Source organism: Pseudarthrobacter sp. B907 (assembly GCF_040137805.1).
Classification (GTDB): domain Bacteria; phylum Actinomycetota; class Actinomycetes; order Actinomycetales; family Micrococcaceae; genus Arthrobacter.
In genome coordinates this window covers 51,250-66,593 of sequence record NZ_JBEEQE010000009.1, presented here as the reverse complement: position 1 = coordinate 66,593, position 15,344 = coordinate 51,250, and the positions used below count along the sequence as shown (strand labels likewise).

The 15,344-nt window shown below is 68.8% G+C and carries 15 protein-coding genes; 7 read left to right on the top strand and 8 right to left on the bottom strand.

Annotated features, from left to right (window positions below; all coding sequences use genetic code 11):
- Window positions 1-255: 255 nt before the first annotated feature.
- Window positions 256-927, top strand: coding sequence for an FAD-binding protein (locus tag ABLI39_RS09775; protein WP_349413301.1), 672 nt, complete (start codon window positions 256-258; stop codon window positions 925-927).
- Here the strand turns inward: ABLI39_RS09775 and ABLI39_RS09770 are convergent.
- Window positions 924-1,526, bottom strand: coding sequence for a copper resistance CopC family protein (locus ABLI39_RS09770; RefSeq protein ID WP_349413226.1), 603 nt, complete (start codon window positions 1,524-1,526; stop codon window positions 924-926). The genes ABLI39_RS09775 and ABLI39_RS09770 overlap by 4 nt on opposite strands.
- Before the next feature lie 112 nt (window positions 1,527-1,638).
- Here ABLI39_RS09770 and ABLI39_RS09765 point away from each other — a divergent pair, with 112 nt between their 5' ends.
- Both ABLI39_RS09765 and hutG read left to right on the top strand, forming a co-directional pair.
- On the top strand, window positions 1,639-3,084 hold the full coding sequence (locus ABLI39_RS09765) for an NCS2 family permease (RefSeq protein ID WP_349413225.1): 1,446 nt from the start codon (window positions 1,639-1,641) through the stop codon (window positions 3,082-3,084).
- Window positions 3,085-3,255: 171 nt separating this feature from the next.
- Window positions 3,256-4,224: a formimidoylglutamase gene (gene hutG, locus ABLI39_RS09760; RefSeq protein WP_349413224.1), complete on the top strand. Its 969-nt coding sequence runs from the start codon at window positions 3,256-3,258 to the stop codon at window positions 4,222-4,224.
- A 23-nt stretch (window positions 4,225-4,247) separates the two neighbouring features.
- On the opposite strand, the gene ABLI39_RS09755 is transcribed toward hutG, so the two are convergent.
- Window positions 4,248-5,552, bottom strand: coding sequence for a cation:proton antiporter (locus ABLI39_RS09755; protein ID WP_349413223.1), 1,305 nt, complete (start codon window positions 5,550-5,552; stop codon window positions 4,248-4,250).
- Between the two features lie 191 nt (window positions 5,553-5,743).
- On the opposite strand from ABLI39_RS09755, the gene ABLI39_RS09750 reads away from it, so the two are divergent.
- A complete protein-coding gene (locus ABLI39_RS09750) occupies window positions 5,744-5,980 on the top strand; it encodes a hypothetical protein (protein ID WP_349413222.1) in 237 nt (78 codons plus the stop codon).
- An 83-nt stretch (window positions 5,981-6,063) separates the two neighbouring features.
- On the opposite strand, the gene ABLI39_RS09745 is transcribed toward ABLI39_RS09750, so the two are convergent.
- The 4 genes from ABLI39_RS09745 to ABLI39_RS09730 form a co-directional block, all read right to left on the bottom strand.
- Window positions 6,064-6,300 (bottom strand): hypothetical protein, encoded by a 237-nt coding sequence (locus ABLI39_RS09745; RefSeq protein WP_349413221.1) that lies wholly within the window; start codon window positions 6,298-6,300, stop codon window positions 6,064-6,066.
- Window positions 6,301-6,465: 165 nt separating this feature from the next.
- Window positions 6,466-8,052 carry a histidine ammonia-lyase gene (gene hutH, locus ABLI39_RS09740; RefSeq protein ID WP_349413220.1) on the bottom strand — a complete coding sequence of 529 codons (1,587 nt, stop codon included), beginning with the start codon at window positions 8,050-8,052 and terminating at the stop codon, window positions 6,466-6,468.
- Complete coding sequence (gene hutU, locus ABLI39_RS09735; RefSeq protein ID WP_349413219.1) at window positions 8,049-9,752, bottom strand: urocanate hydratase; 1,704 nt, start codon at window positions 9,750-9,752, stop codon at window positions 8,049-8,051. Before hutU ends, hutH begins: the two co-directional genes overlap by 4 nt.
- A gap of 224 nt (window positions 9,753-9,976) precedes the next feature.
- On the bottom strand, window positions 9,977-10,825 hold the full coding sequence (locus ABLI39_RS09730) for an IclR family transcriptional regulator (RefSeq protein ID WP_349413218.1): 849 nt from the start codon (window positions 10,823-10,825) through the stop codon (window positions 9,977-9,979).
- A gap of 206 nt (window positions 10,826-11,031) precedes the next feature.
- Between ABLI39_RS09730 and ABLI39_RS09725 the strand changes: the two genes are divergently transcribed.
- Window positions 11,032-11,367: a hypothetical protein gene (locus tag ABLI39_RS09725; protein ID WP_349413217.1), complete on the top strand. Its 336-nt coding sequence runs from the start codon at window positions 11,032-11,034 to the stop codon at window positions 11,365-11,367.
- Between the two features lie 7 nt (window positions 11,368-11,374).
- Entirely contained in the window at window positions 11,375-11,776 is a 402-nt protein-coding gene (locus ABLI39_RS09720) for a hypothetical protein (protein ID WP_349413216.1), read from the top strand.
- A gap of 330 nt (window positions 11,777-12,106) precedes the next feature.
- Here the strand turns inward: ABLI39_RS09720 and ABLI39_RS09715 are convergent, their stop codons facing one another.
- Window positions 12,107-12,856 carry a 3-hydroxybutyrate dehydrogenase gene (locus ABLI39_RS09715; protein WP_349413215.1) on the bottom strand — a complete coding sequence of 250 codons (750 nt, stop codon included), beginning with the start codon at window positions 12,854-12,856 and terminating at the stop codon, window positions 12,107-12,109.
- A 48-nt stretch (window positions 12,857-12,904) separates the two neighbouring features.
- Window positions 12,905-14,284: an MFS transporter gene (locus ABLI39_RS09710; RefSeq protein WP_349413214.1), complete on the bottom strand. Its 1,380-nt coding sequence runs from the start codon at window positions 14,282-14,284 to the stop codon at window positions 12,905-12,907.
- A gap of 133 nt (window positions 14,285-14,417) precedes the next feature.
- Between ABLI39_RS09710 and ABLI39_RS09705 the strand changes: the two genes are divergently transcribed.
- Window positions 14,418-15,335, top strand: a complete 918-nt coding sequence (locus ABLI39_RS09705) for a LysR family transcriptional regulator (protein ID WP_349413213.1) — start codon at window positions 14,418-14,420, stop codon at window positions 15,333-15,335.
- Window positions 15,336-15,344 lie beyond the last annotated feature (9 nt).

Sequence of the window (15,344 nt, the reverse complement as noted above, 5' to 3'; positions counted from 1 at the left end):
GGAACCCGCGCGGCGGCGGCGATCCGGCGGGTCCTGCCCTGTGCGAAACCGCGTAAAACCGCGAAAAAGCAAACTGAAGCCGGCCCTGTTCACAGCCGGCAATCTTGGGTATCCTCTGAGGCATTGCTGAACCGAGACTCGTCTTTCAGATCGCAGGCTCCCCTGTGGAGTGCGCCTGGACGGGTCGATGGTGAAGCGTTCCGGGCATGGGTCCGGAATCCGCATCATTCGAGGAAGGACCCCGCAGTGTCGAGCATGCCCGTGTACGGCGGAATCGAACGGACCAGCACTGTGGTCATCGGCACGGGGCTTTCCGGACTGGCGGTGGCCAGCGAGCTGCAGCGCCGGGGGGTCGACGCCATCGTGGTGGACGGACTGGACCTGCTCGGCGCGGGGAACCCGGCCAACACCTCCTCGCTGCAGCGGTGCGACGCGGCGGACGCGGCGACGCTCAGGGAACGCAACGAGATCCTGCGGCACCTGCGCAATTACGCCGTCAGCCACAAGCTCGATATCCGCAATGACGTCCGTGCCCTGCAGCTTGACCACCTCGACCCGGACGGATTCGGCACCGAGGGCGGTCTTGGGGGCGCCTGTGATGATGTGCTCGCCGGCGCGCACCGGATGCAGCCGTGGGCGGTCAGCACCCCCAACGGGATCCTGTACGCCGACCACCTGGTCCTCACCCGTTGCGCGCACAGCCAGCTGCGCCGCATGCTGGCCGAGCTTGGTGTGGCTGCCGGCCAGAACCTGATGGCCGCCATGCACGCGCTCGGCATGTACCTCGTCGGCGTCGGCGAACTCATCACGCCCACGCCCAAGGAAGTCCTGCGCCAGGCCAAGCTGGTGGGCCAGGCCATTTCCGCCAAGGTCAACCCGGAGGGCATGCCCTCCCTGCTGACCGGCGGGCTGGCCCTGCCGGCCTAGGAGTCGTCCCCGGCGTTGAGGCGCCGCTTCGCCGACAGCGCCAGGGCCACCAGGATGCCCACGGCTACCGCGACAAAGATCACGATGCTCCATGGGAACGGCTGGGAGGCGTCCGGCGCGGGCGTCGGCGCGGCCGTCGAGCCGGGCGGGGCGGTGCCGAGCGTAGGCACCGTGCCCGACGCCGGGGCGGTGGCCGCCGCCGTACCCGCCGCCGATGCCGTAAACGTGAACGTGCCCTCGATCGGGTGGCCGTCGGAGCTGGCCACCCGCCACTGCACGGTGTAGGGCCCCGCCGGAGCGCCCGCCTTGAGCTTCTGCGAGGCAACGTTATCCACGATCTGCACCGCGCCGTCGGACCAATTGGTGCCGGCGGCGTCGGTGACCTTGATCTGGGTGCCAAGGGCCAGCGGGCGCTCACTGAGGGTGAGCGAAACCGTCCCGGGCGGCGCGGGCACCGTTGCGCCGGCGGCGGGGCTGGTCGATTCCAGGGTGTCGTGGGCGGACGCCGGTCCGGCCCCCAGCAGCGCGGCGCCCAGCAGGAACGCAACCAGCGCGGTCAGGCCCAGCAGGGCACCCGGAAGTTGTCTGGTCAAACGCATGACTGGCCCGCTCCTAGTGTTGGCTTCCTTACAGACTAGGCGAGTTTGGCGGGTGGGCGCCGTCACGCCTAATAGGATTTAGCCAACACCCCTTTTCCCTCCCGGAGGACCAATGCTTAAGCAGGGCTCTGCACTCGACCGGTATTTTAAGATTTCCGAGCGGGGGTCGAACTTCTCACGCGAGATCCGTGGCGGGTTCGCCACGTTCTTCGCCATGAGCTACATCGTGGTCCTGAATCCGCTGATCCTCTCCGGCCCGGACTCGTCCGGCGGAACGCTCGGCTTCCCGGCAGTCGCCGCCGTCACCGCCTTCGTTGCCGGCATCCTGACCATCCTGATGGGCGCCTGGGCCAAGCATCCCTTCGCGCTGGCCACCGGCCTCGGCGTCAACGCGTTCGTGGCCGTCACGGTCGCCACCAATCCGGGCCTGACCTGGCCGGACATGATGGGCCTGGTGGTCCTCTCCGGCGTCACCATGCTGATCCTGGTGCTCACCGGCTTCCGGACCGCGGTGTTCAAGGCCGTCCCCGAGGGGCTGAAGACCGCGATCGTGGTCGGCATCGGCCTCTTCATCGCCCTGATCGGCCTGGTCAACGCCGGATTCGTCCGCCGCATCCCGGACGTCGCTGGCACCACCGTCCCCGTGGGCCTCGGCTTCGACGGCAAGCTCCTCGGCTGGCCCACGCTGGTCTTTGTGCTCGGCCTGATCCTCACCATCGCCCTCGTGGTCCGCAAGGTCAAGGGCGCGATCCTGATCGGCATCGTCACCTCCACCATCCTGTCCGTCATCCTGGAATTCACCCTGCACATCGGGCCCAGCTTCCAGAAGGACAAGCCATTCAACCCGCAGGGCTGGTCCCTCGTGGCGCCCAAGTTCACCGACTGGGCCGCTCCGGACCTGTCCCTGATTGGCAAGGCCAACCCGTTCGGCGCATTCGAGCACCTCGGCTTCGTGGCCGCCACCCTGCTGGCCTTTGTGATCCTGCTGAGCATCTTCTTCGACGCCATGGGCACCATGGTGGGCCTGGCCACCGAGGCCGGCACGATCGACAAGGACGGCAACATCCCCAACGTGGACCGTGTGCTGCAGATCGATGCCCTGGGCGCGATTGTGGGCGGCGGCGCGTCCGTCTCCTCCAACCAGATCTACGTCGAATCCGGCGCCGGCATCGGCGAAGGTGCCCGCACCGGGCTGGCCTCGATCGTCACCGGCCTGCTGTTCCTCGTCGCCATGTTCTTCACCCCGCTGATCAACCTGGTCCCGTTCGAAGCCGTGGCTCCGGCGCTCGTCGTCGTCGGCTTTATGATGGTCTCCCAGGTCGGCAAGATCGACTGGCAGGACTGGGGCATCGCGATCCCCGCGTTCCTGACCTTCACGCTGATGCCGTTCACCTACTCGATCGCCAACGGCCTTGGCGCCGGGTTCATCTCGTTCGTGCTGATCCGGCTGGTCCAGGGCCGCGCCCGCGAGGTGCACCCGCTGATGTGGGCCGTGGCCGCCGCGTTCCTGCTGTTCTTCGGTATCGGTCCGATCGAGGCCGCGCTGGGCATGCACTAAACGCCCCTCCCCCGCCGAGTCCGCAGTTCGCGGCAATGTTTTACGGAAATCATTGCCGCCGATTGTGGACTCGGCGGCGTTTAACCGGCTTTTGGGAAAGGATCCGGGATTTCGGACACGCTGACGGCGGCGCTGCTGGTTTTCCGGCCCGGGCTGGGGTGAGCTAGGGGCATGCCTTCTCCCGCCCGCACCACCGACGTCCCGCCGCAGCCTTGGACCGGGCGCTTCGACGGCGACGGCCCCGAGCACCGACGCTGGTGGCAAGCAGTGACGCCCTACGCCCCGCACCGGCCGACGCACCCGCAGACTGCCGGCTCCGGTGCCAGGCCCGCGGTCCTCCTCGGCTTCGGGAGCGATGCCGGCGTACGCCGGAACAAGGGCCGGGTGGGGGCCGCCGCCGCACCGGCCACCATCCGTGCCGCGCTCGGGCCGCTCGCCTTCCACCTGGACCGGGACGTACACGACGCCGGCGACGTCACCGTCACAGGGGACGCGCTGGAAGCCGGGCAGGCGAGGGCCGGGCTGGCCATTACAGAGCTGCTCGACGCCGGCGTCCTGCCCGTGGTGCTCGGCGGCGGCCACGAGACCGCCTTCGCCAGCTACCTCGGCGTCGCCGGCTCCGCCGCGGTCCGGGAGGGCCTCCGGGTGGGCGTGCTGAACCTGGACGCCCACTTCGACCTCCGTGACGAGCCCGTGCCCAGCTCCGGCACCCCGTTCCTGCAGATGGCCCGGGCCGAAGCCGCCGCGGGCCGCGAACTGCAGTACGCCGTCGTCGGGATTTCCGAACCGAACAACACCCCGGCACTGTTCCGCACCGCCGCCGGACTGGGTGTGGACTACCTGCTGGACGAGGACTGCTCCGCGGAGGCAGCGCACGCCTTTGTGGCCGCGTTCCTGGCGCAGGTGGACGCGCTGTACCTGACCATCGACCTGGATGTGCTGCCGGCGTCGGTGGCGCCCGGCGTCAGCGCCCCGGCCGCCTACGGTGTTCCGCTGCCGGTGATCAGCGGCATCTGCCGGCAGGTGGCCGCGAGCGGGAAGCTGCTGCACCTGGACGTTGCGGAACTGAACCCGGCGTTCGACGTCGACGGCCGCACCGCCAAGGTAGCCGCCCGGCTGATCAACACCCTGCTGCGCTAGCGGCACCGCCGCGGCAGGAGCGATCAGATGGCCGTGTGCGGCGCCTGGCCCTCGTCGCCGTGCTGTTCCACCGCGCGGCGCTGGCGCAGCCGGTCCAGCCGGTTCATCACCGGCGCCGTCGTTGCGCCGTGCAGCACGATCGACATCGCCACCACCAGCCCCACAAACGCCCAGAGCTGCTCCGCCTGCGCGCCGAAGTTCCCGTGGCCCAGTGCGAAGGCGAGGTAATACAGCGAACCGATCCCGCGGATGCCGAAGAAGGAGATCGCGATGCGTTCGCGGGGGCCGGTCTTGCCCCGGGCCAGCCCCAGCCAGCCCGCCAGCGGACGCACGAGCAGCAGGAACGCCAGGGCTACGAGCACCTCGATCCAGCCGATCCCGGCCAGCAGGCCGCGCGCTATAGCACCGCCCAGCAGCACCAGGATCACCACCGTCAGGAGCCGCTCCAGCTGCTCCACGTAGGAGTGCATCACCCGGTGGAAGCCATGCGTGCGCTCGGCGGCACGGATGGTGACGGCGCAGACGAACACCGCCACGAAGCCGTAGCCCTCAACCATCTGGGTCACGCCGTAGGCCAGGAACGTCGCCGCCAGCGCCACAAAACCCTCGGAATGGTTGGACAGCCGGACGCTCTCGTGCCGGGCCGTGAAGAAGAGCCGGCCCAGGAGCTTCCCCGTCGCGAGCCCCAGCACCACACCGACGCCGATCCGCCAGAGCACGTCCACGGCTAGAAAGTGCCCCAGCCAGCCGGACGGGGAGGCGCCCGCGAAGCTGATAGCGATCGCGAGGTAGACAAAAGGGAACGCCAGGCCGTCGTTCAGGCCCGCCTCGGACGTCAGCCCGAAGCGGATCTCGTCCTCGTGTCCAGTTTCCGTTTCCTCATCGGCGGGCTCCCCCACCTGCACCTCGGAGGCCAGGACCGGGTCCGTGGGGGCCAGGGCGGCCGCGACAAGCAGCGCCGCGCCCAGGCCGAGGCCAAGGAACCACAGTCCCAGCAGGGTAAGGCCGAGGATGCACAGCGGCATGGCCAGGCCGAGCATCCGCCAGGTCGTTGACCACTGCCGGCGTCCGAGCGGCCGGTCCAGCGCCAGCCCGGCGCCCATCAGCGAGACGATGACGCAGACTTCAGTCAGGGCGGTGACAAATTCACCGTGCTGCAACGGATCCGGGTCCGGCAGCGCCGGCATCAGGGTAAACGCCAGCATGCCCGCTCCGAGGAAGACCATGGGCATCGAGAGGGGCGCGTTGCGCAGCAGTTTGGGCAGCACGGCCGCGATGAAAACGGCGATTCCGGCCGCGGTATAGGCAACACTGGGAGCCTCAAACACGTGCACGTCCTCCTGCCGCGAGCGGGATGCGGGCCTGGAATGGGTCGGGGCGCCGTTCCAACCAGAACGGCGCCCCTCGCCTCAAAAGATATACCGCCACCTGCACACTATCGGCTCCGGGCCGGTAAGCCACGCCGGACAGACTAGAATGGAGGGCGGCCAACCGGCCGGATTCTAGGAAAGACCAGCTAATGAACACACACACCATGCAGGCCCAGGCCGCCGACGCCACGTCCATCAGGCTCTCGTTTGCCAGCGCCCACGAGGTCCACCACGGCCTTGAAACTGCCGTCAACACACTTATCGCCTCGGCCGTCCAGGACCGCCGCTGCGGGATCCGGGTCACCCGCCACGAGCCCGGCGCCTACACCGTGGCGCTCGACGAGACCGTGCCCTTCGGCGAAACCCACGAGGACTTCGCCGCCTAGCCCGCGGGCTGCCAGACGTCGAAGGGCCGATGCGGGGTATTCCCCGCACCGGCCCTTCGCTTTGCCGCTCGCGGCGCGGGCGCTTAGCTCCGCCGCACCTGCACGCCGTCGGACTTCAGGAACAGCTGCGGCTCCGGCGCCGCGCCCGGCACCAGCCAGAGCACGTTGCCGCTGGCCGAGACCTCTTCGACGTCACCGGCCGCCAGCAGCTGTGCGTGCTTCACGATTTCGACCCGGTCCCCCGCCTTGAGGCTCTTCCAGTCGGAGACTGTGGCGGCGAATGCCGTGCGCCTGGACATGACCGTCCCGCGTGATTTCATGAACTTCTACCCCTTTGTAGGTTCGTTTTTTAATTCTTGGCCCACAACATCATTGGTGTGGGCTTCGTCATATATTTACTACATTTTCCGGTACCCCATTGACCGTGTTGCGCACGATTTCGGGGGCGCCGGAAAATCCCTGCCTGCCTCGTATTTTCTTTGCCGTCAGGCCAGATTTCCGACGGCGGATTCGGCGGCGGCCCGGACCTTGCCCGAGGCCACCAGTGCGTCTGCGGCCTCCAGCTCGGGCGAGAGGAACCTGTCCGTGCCCGGGCCTTCGACGACGTCGCGCAGCACCGCGATGACCGCGGCCCCTGCCGGGGTCAGTTCGCCGCCGGAGAGCTGGGTCCGGATGTCCAGCGCCCGGGCCGAGGTCACGAGTTCAATCGCCAGGACGCGGCGCAGGTTCTCCACCGCGCGGCGGAGTTTGCGGGCAGCGTGCCAGCCCATCGAGACGTGGTCCTCCTGCATCGCGGAGCTAGGGATCGAGTCCACCGACGCCGGGACGGCGAGGCGCTTGTTGTCCGAGACCAGCCCGGCCTGGGTGTACTGGGCGATCATCAGCCCCGAGTCGACGCCGGGATCGGCGGCCAGGAAGGCCGGCAGCCCGTGCGAGCGGGCCGGGTCCAGCATCCGGTCGGTGCGGCGCTCGGAGATGGAGCTCAGGTCCGCGACGGCAATGGCCAGGAAGTCCAGCACGTACGCCACGGGGGCGCCGTGGAAGTTGCCGTTGGAGCTGACCCGGCCGTCCGGCAGGACCACCGGGTTGTCGATCGCGGCGGCCAGTTCGCGGGAGGCGACCAGGGCGGCGTGGTCCACGGTGTCGCGGACCGCGCCGGCCACCTGGGGTGCGCAGCGCAGCGAGTAGGCGTCCTGGACCTTGGTGTCGTTGATCCGGTGCGAGGCCACGATCGGGGAGTTGGAGAGGACGCGGAGCATGTTGTCCGCGGAGGCGGCCTGGCCCGGGTGCGGCCGGAGCGCGGCGTGCAGCTCGGGCAGGAAGACCTGGTCCGTGCCGAGCAGCGCCTCGACGCTGAGCGCGGCGGTGATGTCCGCCGTCGTGAGCAGCTGGCGGATGTCCGCGATGGCCATCAGCAGCATGCCGAGCATACCCTCGGTGCCGTTGACGAGGGCCAGGCCCTCCTTTTCGGCCAGGGTGACGGGTTCGATCCCATGCGCGGCGAGAAGGTCTGCGACCGGCCGGCTGTCCTTGGCGCCGTACAGCTCGCCGTCGGGGCCGGTAGCTTCGCCTTCGCCCATCAGGACCAAAGCCACGTGGGAGAGCGGCGCGAGGTCGCCGGAGCAGCCGAGCGAGCCGAATTCGCGGACCACCGGGGTGATGCCGGCGTTGAGCACGTCCACCATGGTCTGCAGCACCACGGGGCGGACGCCGGTGCGGCCGGAGGCGAGGGTCTTGGCGCGCAGGAACATGATGCCGCGGACCACCTCGCGCTCCACCGCCGGGCCCATGCCGGCGGCGTGGCTGCGGATCAGGGACTTCTGCAGCTGGGTGCGCAGCTCGGTGGGGATGTGGCGGTTGGCCAGCGCGCCGAATCCGGTGGAGATGCCGTAGGCCGGCGTCTCGCTGTGGGCGAGGCCCTCGATGTGGGCGCGGACCTTGGCGACGGCGTCGAGCGCGTCCTGGGCGATGGTGACGTGGGCGTCGTGGCGGGCGACGGCGACGACGTCCTCGGGGGTGACGCCGCTGGAGCCGAGGGTGACGGTGAGCGGCGAGTGGGTGGTGATGGTCACTTTGTGGATCCTTCGTTCATGGGGATGCGGACGCCGCGTTCCTTGGCGACCTCGACTGCGCGGTCGTAGCCGGCGTCGACGTGGCGGATGACGCCCATGCCGGGGTCGTTGGTGAGCAGGCGTTCGAGCTTCTGCGCTGCGAGGTCCGTGCCGTCCGCGACCGAGACCTGGCCGGCGTGGATGGAGCGGCCGATGCCGACGCCGCCGCCGTGGTGGATGGAGACCCAGGTGGCACCGGAGGCGGTGTTGAGCAGGGCGTTGAGCAGCGGCCAGTCGGCGATCGCGTCGGAGCCGTCGGCCATGTCCTCGGTCTCGCGGTACGGGGAGGCGACGGAGCCGGAGTCGAGGTGGTCGCGGCCGATCACGATCGGGGCCTTGACCTTGCCCTCCTTGACGAGCTGGTTGAACAGCAGACCGGCCTTGGCGCGGTCGCCGTAGCCGAGCCAGCAGATGCGGGCCGGCAGGCCTTCGAACTCCACCCGGTCCTGCGCGGCATCGATCCAGCGGTGCAGGTGCTTGTTCTCCGGGAAGAGCTCCTTGATGGCCGCATCCGTCACCGCGATGTCCTCGGGGTCGCCGGACAGGGCAACCCAGCGGAACGGGCCCAGGCCCTCGCAGAACAGCGGCCGGATGTAGGCCGGGACGAAGCCGGGGAACTCGAAGGCACGGTTGTAGCCGCCCTTGCGGGCCTCGTCGCGGATGGAGTTGCCGTAGTCGAACACCTCGGCGCCGGCGTCCTGGAATTCCACCATGGCCTGGACGTGCTTGGCCATGGAAGCCTGGGCCTTCTTGGTGAAGCCTTCGGGATCGGCGGCGGCCTCGCGGTGCCATTCCTCGACCGTGATGCCCTCGGGCAGGTAGCTCAGCGGGTCATGGGCGGAGGTCTGGTCGGTGACGATGTCCACGGTGAGTTCGCCGGCGTTGTGGCGGCGCAGGATTTCGGGGAAGACTTCGGCGGCGTTGCCGACGTAGCCGACGGACCAGCCGCGGCGCTCCTCCTTGGCTGCCAGGACCTTGGCGATGGCGGCGTCGAGGTCGGTTTCCACCTCGTCGAGGTAGCGCTTGCCGGCGCGGCGGCGCAGGTGGCTCTCGTCGACGTCGACGATCAGGCAGGCGCCGTCGTTGAGGGTGACGGCGAGCGGCTGGGCGCCGCCCATGCCGCCGCAGCCGCCGGTGAGGGTCAGGGTGCCGGCGAGGGTGCCGTTCTCGTCGCCGGTGAGTTTGCGGGCGATCGCGGCGAAGGTCTCGAAGGTGCCCTGCAGGATGCCCTGGGTGCCGATGTAGATCCAGGATCCGGCGGTCATCTGGCCGTACATCATCAGGCCCTCGGCCTCGAGCCGGCGGAATTCGGGCCAGGTCGCCCAGTCGCCGACGAGGTTGGAGTTGGCCAGCAGCACGCGCGGCGCCCACTCGTTGGTGCGGAAGACGCCGACCGGCTTGCCGGACTGGACCAGGAGGGTCTCGTCCTTTTCCATGGTTTCCAGGGTGCGGGTGATCGCGTCGAACGCGGCCCAGGACCGGACGGCGCGGCCGGTGCCGCCGTAGACCACTAGGTCGTCCGGGCGCTCGGCCACCTCGGGGTCCAGGTTGTTCATCAGCATGCGCAGCGGGGCTTCGGTCTGCCAGCTCTTGGCGGTGAGCTCGGTGCCGCGGGCTGCTTTGACCGGGCGGGCACCGGTGGTGAAATCGGCGGGTGCCATGGGGGCTCCTTCGTTCTCTGGGGTGGTTCGCGGGAAGAGGTTCGCGGGAAGAGGTTCGCGGGAAGAGGTTCTGTATCAACTAAAGCCTGTCCGGAGGCCCGGAAACAGGGGGTTCGAACGGGTGCTGTCCGGGATGCCAGACCCACCCGGGTACCCCAAGCAACTGGCAGCAGGGGCCGTTTTGAACGCCCAAAACGGCCCCTGCTGCCAGTTACTTGTCCGGGTCAGGCGGAGGGGCGGCCGTGGATCCGGGCCGAGAGGTCATCCGCGGCCTTTTTGACCCGCGCGGCCAGGACCGGCCACTGCTCCGCGGGCAGTTTGTCCTCCAAAAACGTCACAGCGACGGCGGCGGTGGGCCAGCCCGCATGGTCCGTCACGGCGGCGGCGATCGAGCCGAAGCCCGGCGTCACCTCGCCGTGTTCGGTGGCGTAGCCGCGCAGCCGGACCTGGTCCAGATGCGAGGACAGCGCGGAGTACTTGGTGATGGGCGATTCGGTCTCATGCCGCGCGCTGAAGGCCGCGGCGTTCGGGTACAGCGCCCGGACCTGGGACTTCGGCAGCGCGGCCAGGATTGCCCGCCCGCTGGCGGTGAGGTGGCTGGGCAGCCGGACGCCGACGTCGGTCACGAGCGAGGGCCGGTTCTTGGCACGCTCTTCGACGATGTAGAGCACGTCGCGGCCATGCAGCACGGCCAGGTGGGCACTCTCGCCGAGCACGTCCACGAGCGTCGCCAGCATGGGCCGGCCCAGCCGGGAGAGCGGCTCCTGGCGGGAATAGGCGGAGCTGAGTTCGAAGGCGCTGATGCCAAGGCCGTAGCGCTGTTCCTCGTGCAGGTGCAGCACAAAGCCGTTCGCCTCCATCACGCCCAGCAGGTGGTAGACGCTGGAGCGCGGCAGGCCCAGGGAGGTGGCAATGTTCGACGCCGCCATCGGCCCGCGTTTGGAGGCCAGCAGTTTCAGGATGCGCAGCGTGTTCTCGGCCGCCGGGACCTTGGACGCGGTCCTGGCGGATTTGGCGGCGGGCTTCGGCGTGGCGCTGACTGCCACGTCTGGCGGGATGATGGCGGCTGGCATGTGGTCCTTTTCGACGTCGGGCGGTGTCCGGTATCCCGTACTTAAGCATGCACCCTGGCAGCCGGCACCGGCGGGTACGCAGCAGAAACCGGTGTCTGGAATACCAGACATTGTCGGGGTCGCCGCTGCGGGCCTTCCGCCCCTAGCCCGGCAGCGGGCGGCGGTGCTTCGCTGGACGCACGCCCCGGAACACGAGGAGGACCGCCGTGCGCTGGCTCGCAGGACTGTTTCTGGTCGCACACGGCCTCGTCCACCTGGCCATTTGGCTGCCACGGCCGGACGCGCAGGCGCCGTTCGACGTCGGCCGGTCCCCGTTTGCCGGGGAGGTGCTCCGGCTGGCCGTTGCCCTGGCCATCGCCGCCGCGGCGGTGCTGGGCCTCGGTGGCCTGGGGGTCCTGGTGGCGGCGCCGTGGTGGATTCCGGTCACGGTTGCCGGAGCGGGAATCTCCGCGTCCCTGCTGCTGCTCACATTTAACCCGTGGTGGCTGATCGGTCTGGGCATCAATGCCGCCATCATCGTCCTGGCTCTGCAGCAGGGGTGACGCAGGCGTGGTCATTCGTCAGAGCCTGCGGGAGGCCGGGCTGAAAGCCGTCAAGACGGTGCACACGCTGGCCTGGTTCAGCATCGAGGCGTCGATGGTCTACGTCCTGTATGCCGGGATCCGGGGGCGCTCCGACCGGCGGGCCGGCATTGCCGGCGCCATCGTGTTCGCCGAAACGGCGATCTTCGCGGGCAACGGCTTCCACTGCCCGCTGACGGCGGTCGCGCAACGCCTCGGCGACGAGAGCGGCTCCGTGACTGACATTTACCTGCCCCAGTGGTTTGCCCGAAACCTGCCGGCGATCCACGTGCCGCTGTTCGTGCTGGCCGTGGCTCTGCACGGGCGCAACCTCCGGGCGGCCGTTAAGGAAACCGGCGGCAGGATCGTCTCGCTCATGCGCCCACTCTAACCACCCGCCAGGCCCCCCGGGGAGCTACCCGCGGGTAAGTAGTTTTCAGGTGCGGCCCAAGTGGTTTGGGGGTGCCAAAGGGGTAGCTGTTACTCGTGTTACTCAGGACGGCGGACCGTAAGGTTGCCGTACGACGTTACCGGACCGGCCGGGCGCCTCCGCTGGGGGAGACCTCCGATCGATACGGGCCGCCGGGGCCCCGCCGCCGGCCAGAGCGGCGGCGGGAGCCCTCCGCGCTGAGGTGGGACTCAGCGCCCCGGTCTCGGAAACTGGGCGCCAAGTCCCACCTCGGCAGCAGCGGAACCCGCCGCTCGTGAACCGGCAGGCAGCCTACCGGGCGGACCAGCCGCCATCCATGGTGTAGCTGGCGCCGGTGACCATGCCAGCGTCGTCAGAGGCCAGCCAGGCCACCAGCGAAGCCACCTCCTCGGGCTCGACCAGCCGCTTGACGGCCGCCTCGGTGAGCATGATCTTGGTCAGCACCTCGGACTCGGGGATGCCGTGCACCTTGGCCTGGTCCGCAATCTGGGATTCCACCAGCGGCGTCCGGACGTAGCCGGGGTTGATGCAGTTGGACGTGACACCGTGCGCGCCGCCCTCCAGCGCCGTCACCTTGCTCAGCCCTTCCAGGCCGTGCTTGGCGGAGACATAGGCGCTCTTGAACGGCGAAGCCCGCAGCCCGTGAACCGAGGACAGGTTGATGATCCGGCCGAACCCGTTTGCGTACATGTGCGGCAGCGCGGCCCGGACCAGCAGGAACGGTGCCTCCAGCATCAGCGTGATGATCCGGCGGAAGTCGGCCGGATCGAATTCCTCGATCGGGCTGATGCGCTGGATCCCGGCGTTGTTGACCAGGATGTCGCAATCCAGGCTGAGCGTCTGCAGGGTTTCGACGTCGAGCAGGTTCACCGCCCAGGCGGTTCCGCCGACCTCGTCGGCGAGGGCGGTCGCGGCGGCCTCGTCGACATCCGCGACCACCACCTTCGCACCCCTCGCAGCGAGGGCACGGACGCTGGCCGCGCCGATTCCGCCCGCGCCGCCGGTGACCAGTGCCTTGCGGCCATTGAGCGTATTTTCCATTACCCAGCCTTCCAGTTCAGAGATTCACGGTCATCAGAGTCAAACAGTTCAGCGGTTGGCCGCCACGGCCAGGCCCTCGCGTTCGGCGTCGGCCCGGTCCACCTCCTCAAGGGCGATGCCCTTGGTTTCCTTCAGGCTAAGCACTGCCACCGTCGTAATGGCGCAGGCCACTACCAGGTAGATGGCGGTGGGCAGCCAGGAGCCGGTGTCCTTGAGCCATGCGGTTGCCAGGAGCGGCGCCAGCGAACCGGCGAAGATCGAGGTGACCTGCGAGCCCAGCGAGACGCCCGCGTAGCGCATGCGGGTGGGGAACAGTTCGGACATGAGCGCCGGCTGGCCGGCGTACATAAACGCGTGCAGGCACAGGCCGATCGTCACGGCGAGCACAATGATCACCGGGTTGCGGGTGTCGAACATCGGGAAGGCGAAGAACGGCCAGGTGGCACCGGTGATCGCGCCGACCAGGTAGACCGGCTTGCGGCCCCAGCTGTCCACGAGCCTGCCGACCTGCGGGATGACCAGGAAGTGGATGACGTGGGCAATCAGCAGGGCGAGCAGCAGCGAGGACGTGTCGTACTTGTGCACGCTCTTGAGGTAGACGATCGCGAAGCTCACCACGAGGTAGTACATGATGTTTTCCGCGAACCGGAGGCCCATGGCCTGCAGGATGCCCTTGGGGTACTTGCGGATGACTTCGCGCACGCCGTAGCTCACGGCCTGCTCCTGCTCCAGCTGTGCCTTGGCCTCGAGGAAGATCGGCGCCTCGGAGACATGGGTGCGGATGTAGTAGCCGACGAACACGATCACGGCGGAGAGCCAGAAGGCCACACGCCAGCCCCAGCCGAGGAAGTCTGCGGCGCTCAGAACGTTGGACATGATGAACAGGACCAGGGTGGCCAGCAGGTTGCCGACCGGGACAGCGGCCTGGGGCCAGCTGGACCAGAAGCCGCGGGACTCGTTGGGGCTGTGCTCGGCCACGAGCAGCACGGCGCCGCCCCATTCGCCGCCGAGGGCGAAGCCCTGGATGAAGCGCAGTGCAACCAGCAGGGCCGGGGCGAGGTAGCCGATGTCGGCGAAGCCCGGGAGGCAGCCCATCAGGAAGGTGGACACACCGATGATCACGATGGTGAGCTGCAGGGTGGGCTTGCGGCCCAGCTTGTCGCCGATCTGGCCGAAGACGATGCCGCCGAGCGGGCGGGCAACGAACCCGACGGCGTAGGTCAGGAACGCCTGGATGATGCCGTCCAGCTCATTGCCGGTGGCCGGGAAGAAGTACTTGCCGAACACCAGGGTGGCGGCGGTGGCGTAGAGGAAGAATTCGTACCACTCCACGACGGTGCCGACCATCGATGCGGCGACGATTTTCTTGAGGCCTGCACCCTTGGCGGCTGCGGCGGGGGATGCTGCGGAGCGTTGTTCTACGCTCATTTGGTTCTCCTTAGTGTCCACGGTGACACGCGCTGTGATTCACGGCACGGAAAATGGGCTTCATCGAGTATTGCCGCACATTACCCGTGGTTCAATGGCCAAACGGGCACGATGTGTGTGCAGAATTGCAGATATGAAGGCAAATCCCGACGATCTTTTGGTCCTGCTGGCCGTCTCGCGTTCGGCCAAATTCACGACGGCGGCGCAGGCCCTGGGCCTGAACCACACCACGGTCTCGCGCCGGATCGCCGCCCTGGAGAAGGCGCTCGGCGGCAGGGTCCTGTCCCGGGCCTCCGGAGGCTGGGAACTGACGGACCTCGGCGCCGCGGCGGTGGCCGTAGCGGAGCAGGTGGAAGGCGCCGTGCGCTCGCTCGAGCAGCCGGGCACGACGCCGGACCCGGTCACCGGCGTCGTGCGGATGACCGCCACGGACGGTTTCAGCGCCTATATCGCGGCCCCCGCGGTGGCCCGGCTCCGTCGCCTCCACCCCGGCCTCAGTGTGGAGATCATCACGGTAACCCGGCGGGCGCTGCAGCAGCGCTCCGGGCTGGACATTGAGGTGGTGGTCGGCGAGCCGCAGGTGCACCGCGCCGAGGCGGCCCGGCTGGGCGAGTACATGCTGGGCATGTACGCCTCGCGCAGCTACCTGGCCGAATACGGGACGCCGGCGTCGGTGGACGAACTAAAGGAGCACCCGCTGGTCTACTTCGTCGACTCGATGCTCCAGGTGGACGACCTCGACGCCCCGCGCCGGCTGGTGCCGACGATGCGGGACGGGCTGAGCTCCACCAACGTCTTTGTCCATGTGGAGGCGACACGGGCCGGGGCGGGGATCGGCTTCCTGCCCTGCTTCGCCGCCGACCTGCACCCGGACCTGGTCAGGCTGCTGCCGGAGCAGTTCGCCGAACTGCTCCCCTACTGGATGGTCCTGCGGCCGGATTCGATGCGACGGCCCGCTGTGGCCGCCGTCGTCCAGGCGCTGCGTGAGCAGACCGATGCGCACCGGGAGGCCCTGATGGGCCGCGGCGGCTACGCATCGACTGCTCCGTAGGCGCCGTTT

What these genes read in the sequence shown, in the direction of transcription:
- ABLI39_RS09765 (WP_349413225.1), top strand. Translation starts at nt 1,639, where the DNA reads ATGCTTAAGCAGGGCTCTGCACTCGACCGGTATTTTAAGATTTCCGAG.
- ABLI39_RS09750 (WP_349413222.1), top strand. Translation starts at nt 5,744, where the DNA reads ATGAACACACACACCATGCAGGCCCAGGCCGCCGACGCCACGTCCATC.
- ABLI39_RS09705 (WP_349413213.1), top strand. Translation starts at nt 14,418, where the DNA reads ATGAAGGCAAATCCCGACGATCTTTTGGTCCTGCTGGCCGTCTCGCGT.
- hutG (WP_349413224.1), top strand. Translation starts at nt 3,256, where the DNA reads ATGCCTTCTCCCGCCCGCACCACCGACGTCCCGCCGCAGCCTTGGACC.
- hutU (WP_349413219.1), bottom strand. Translation starts at nt 9,752, where the DNA reads ATGGCACCCGCCGATTTCACCACCGGTGCCCGCCCGGTCAAAGCAGCC.
- ABLI39_RS09730 (WP_349413218.1), bottom strand. Translation starts at nt 10,825, where the DNA reads ATGCCAGCCGCCATCATCCCGCCAGACGTGGCAGTCAGCGCCACGCCG.
- ABLI39_RS09715 (WP_349413215.1), bottom strand. Translation starts at nt 12,856, where the DNA reads ATGGAAAATACGCTCAATGGCCGCAAGGCACTGGTCACCGGCGGCGCG.
- ABLI39_RS09745 (WP_349413221.1), bottom strand. Translation starts at nt 6,300, where the DNA reads ATGAAATCACGCGGGACGGTCATGTCCAGGCGCACGGCATTCGCCGCC.
- ABLI39_RS09710 (WP_349413214.1), bottom strand. Translation starts at nt 14,284, where the DNA reads ATGAGCGTAGAACAACGCTCCGCAGCATCCCCCGCCGCAGCCGCCAAG.
- ABLI39_RS09770 (WP_349413226.1), bottom strand. Translation starts at nt 1,526, where the DNA reads ATGCGTTTGACCAGACAACTTCCGGGTGCCCTGCTGGGCCTGACCGCG.
- ABLI39_RS09775 (WP_349413301.1), top strand. Translation starts at nt 256, where the DNA reads ATGCCCGTGTACGGCGGAATCGAACGGACCAGCACTGTGGTCATCGGC.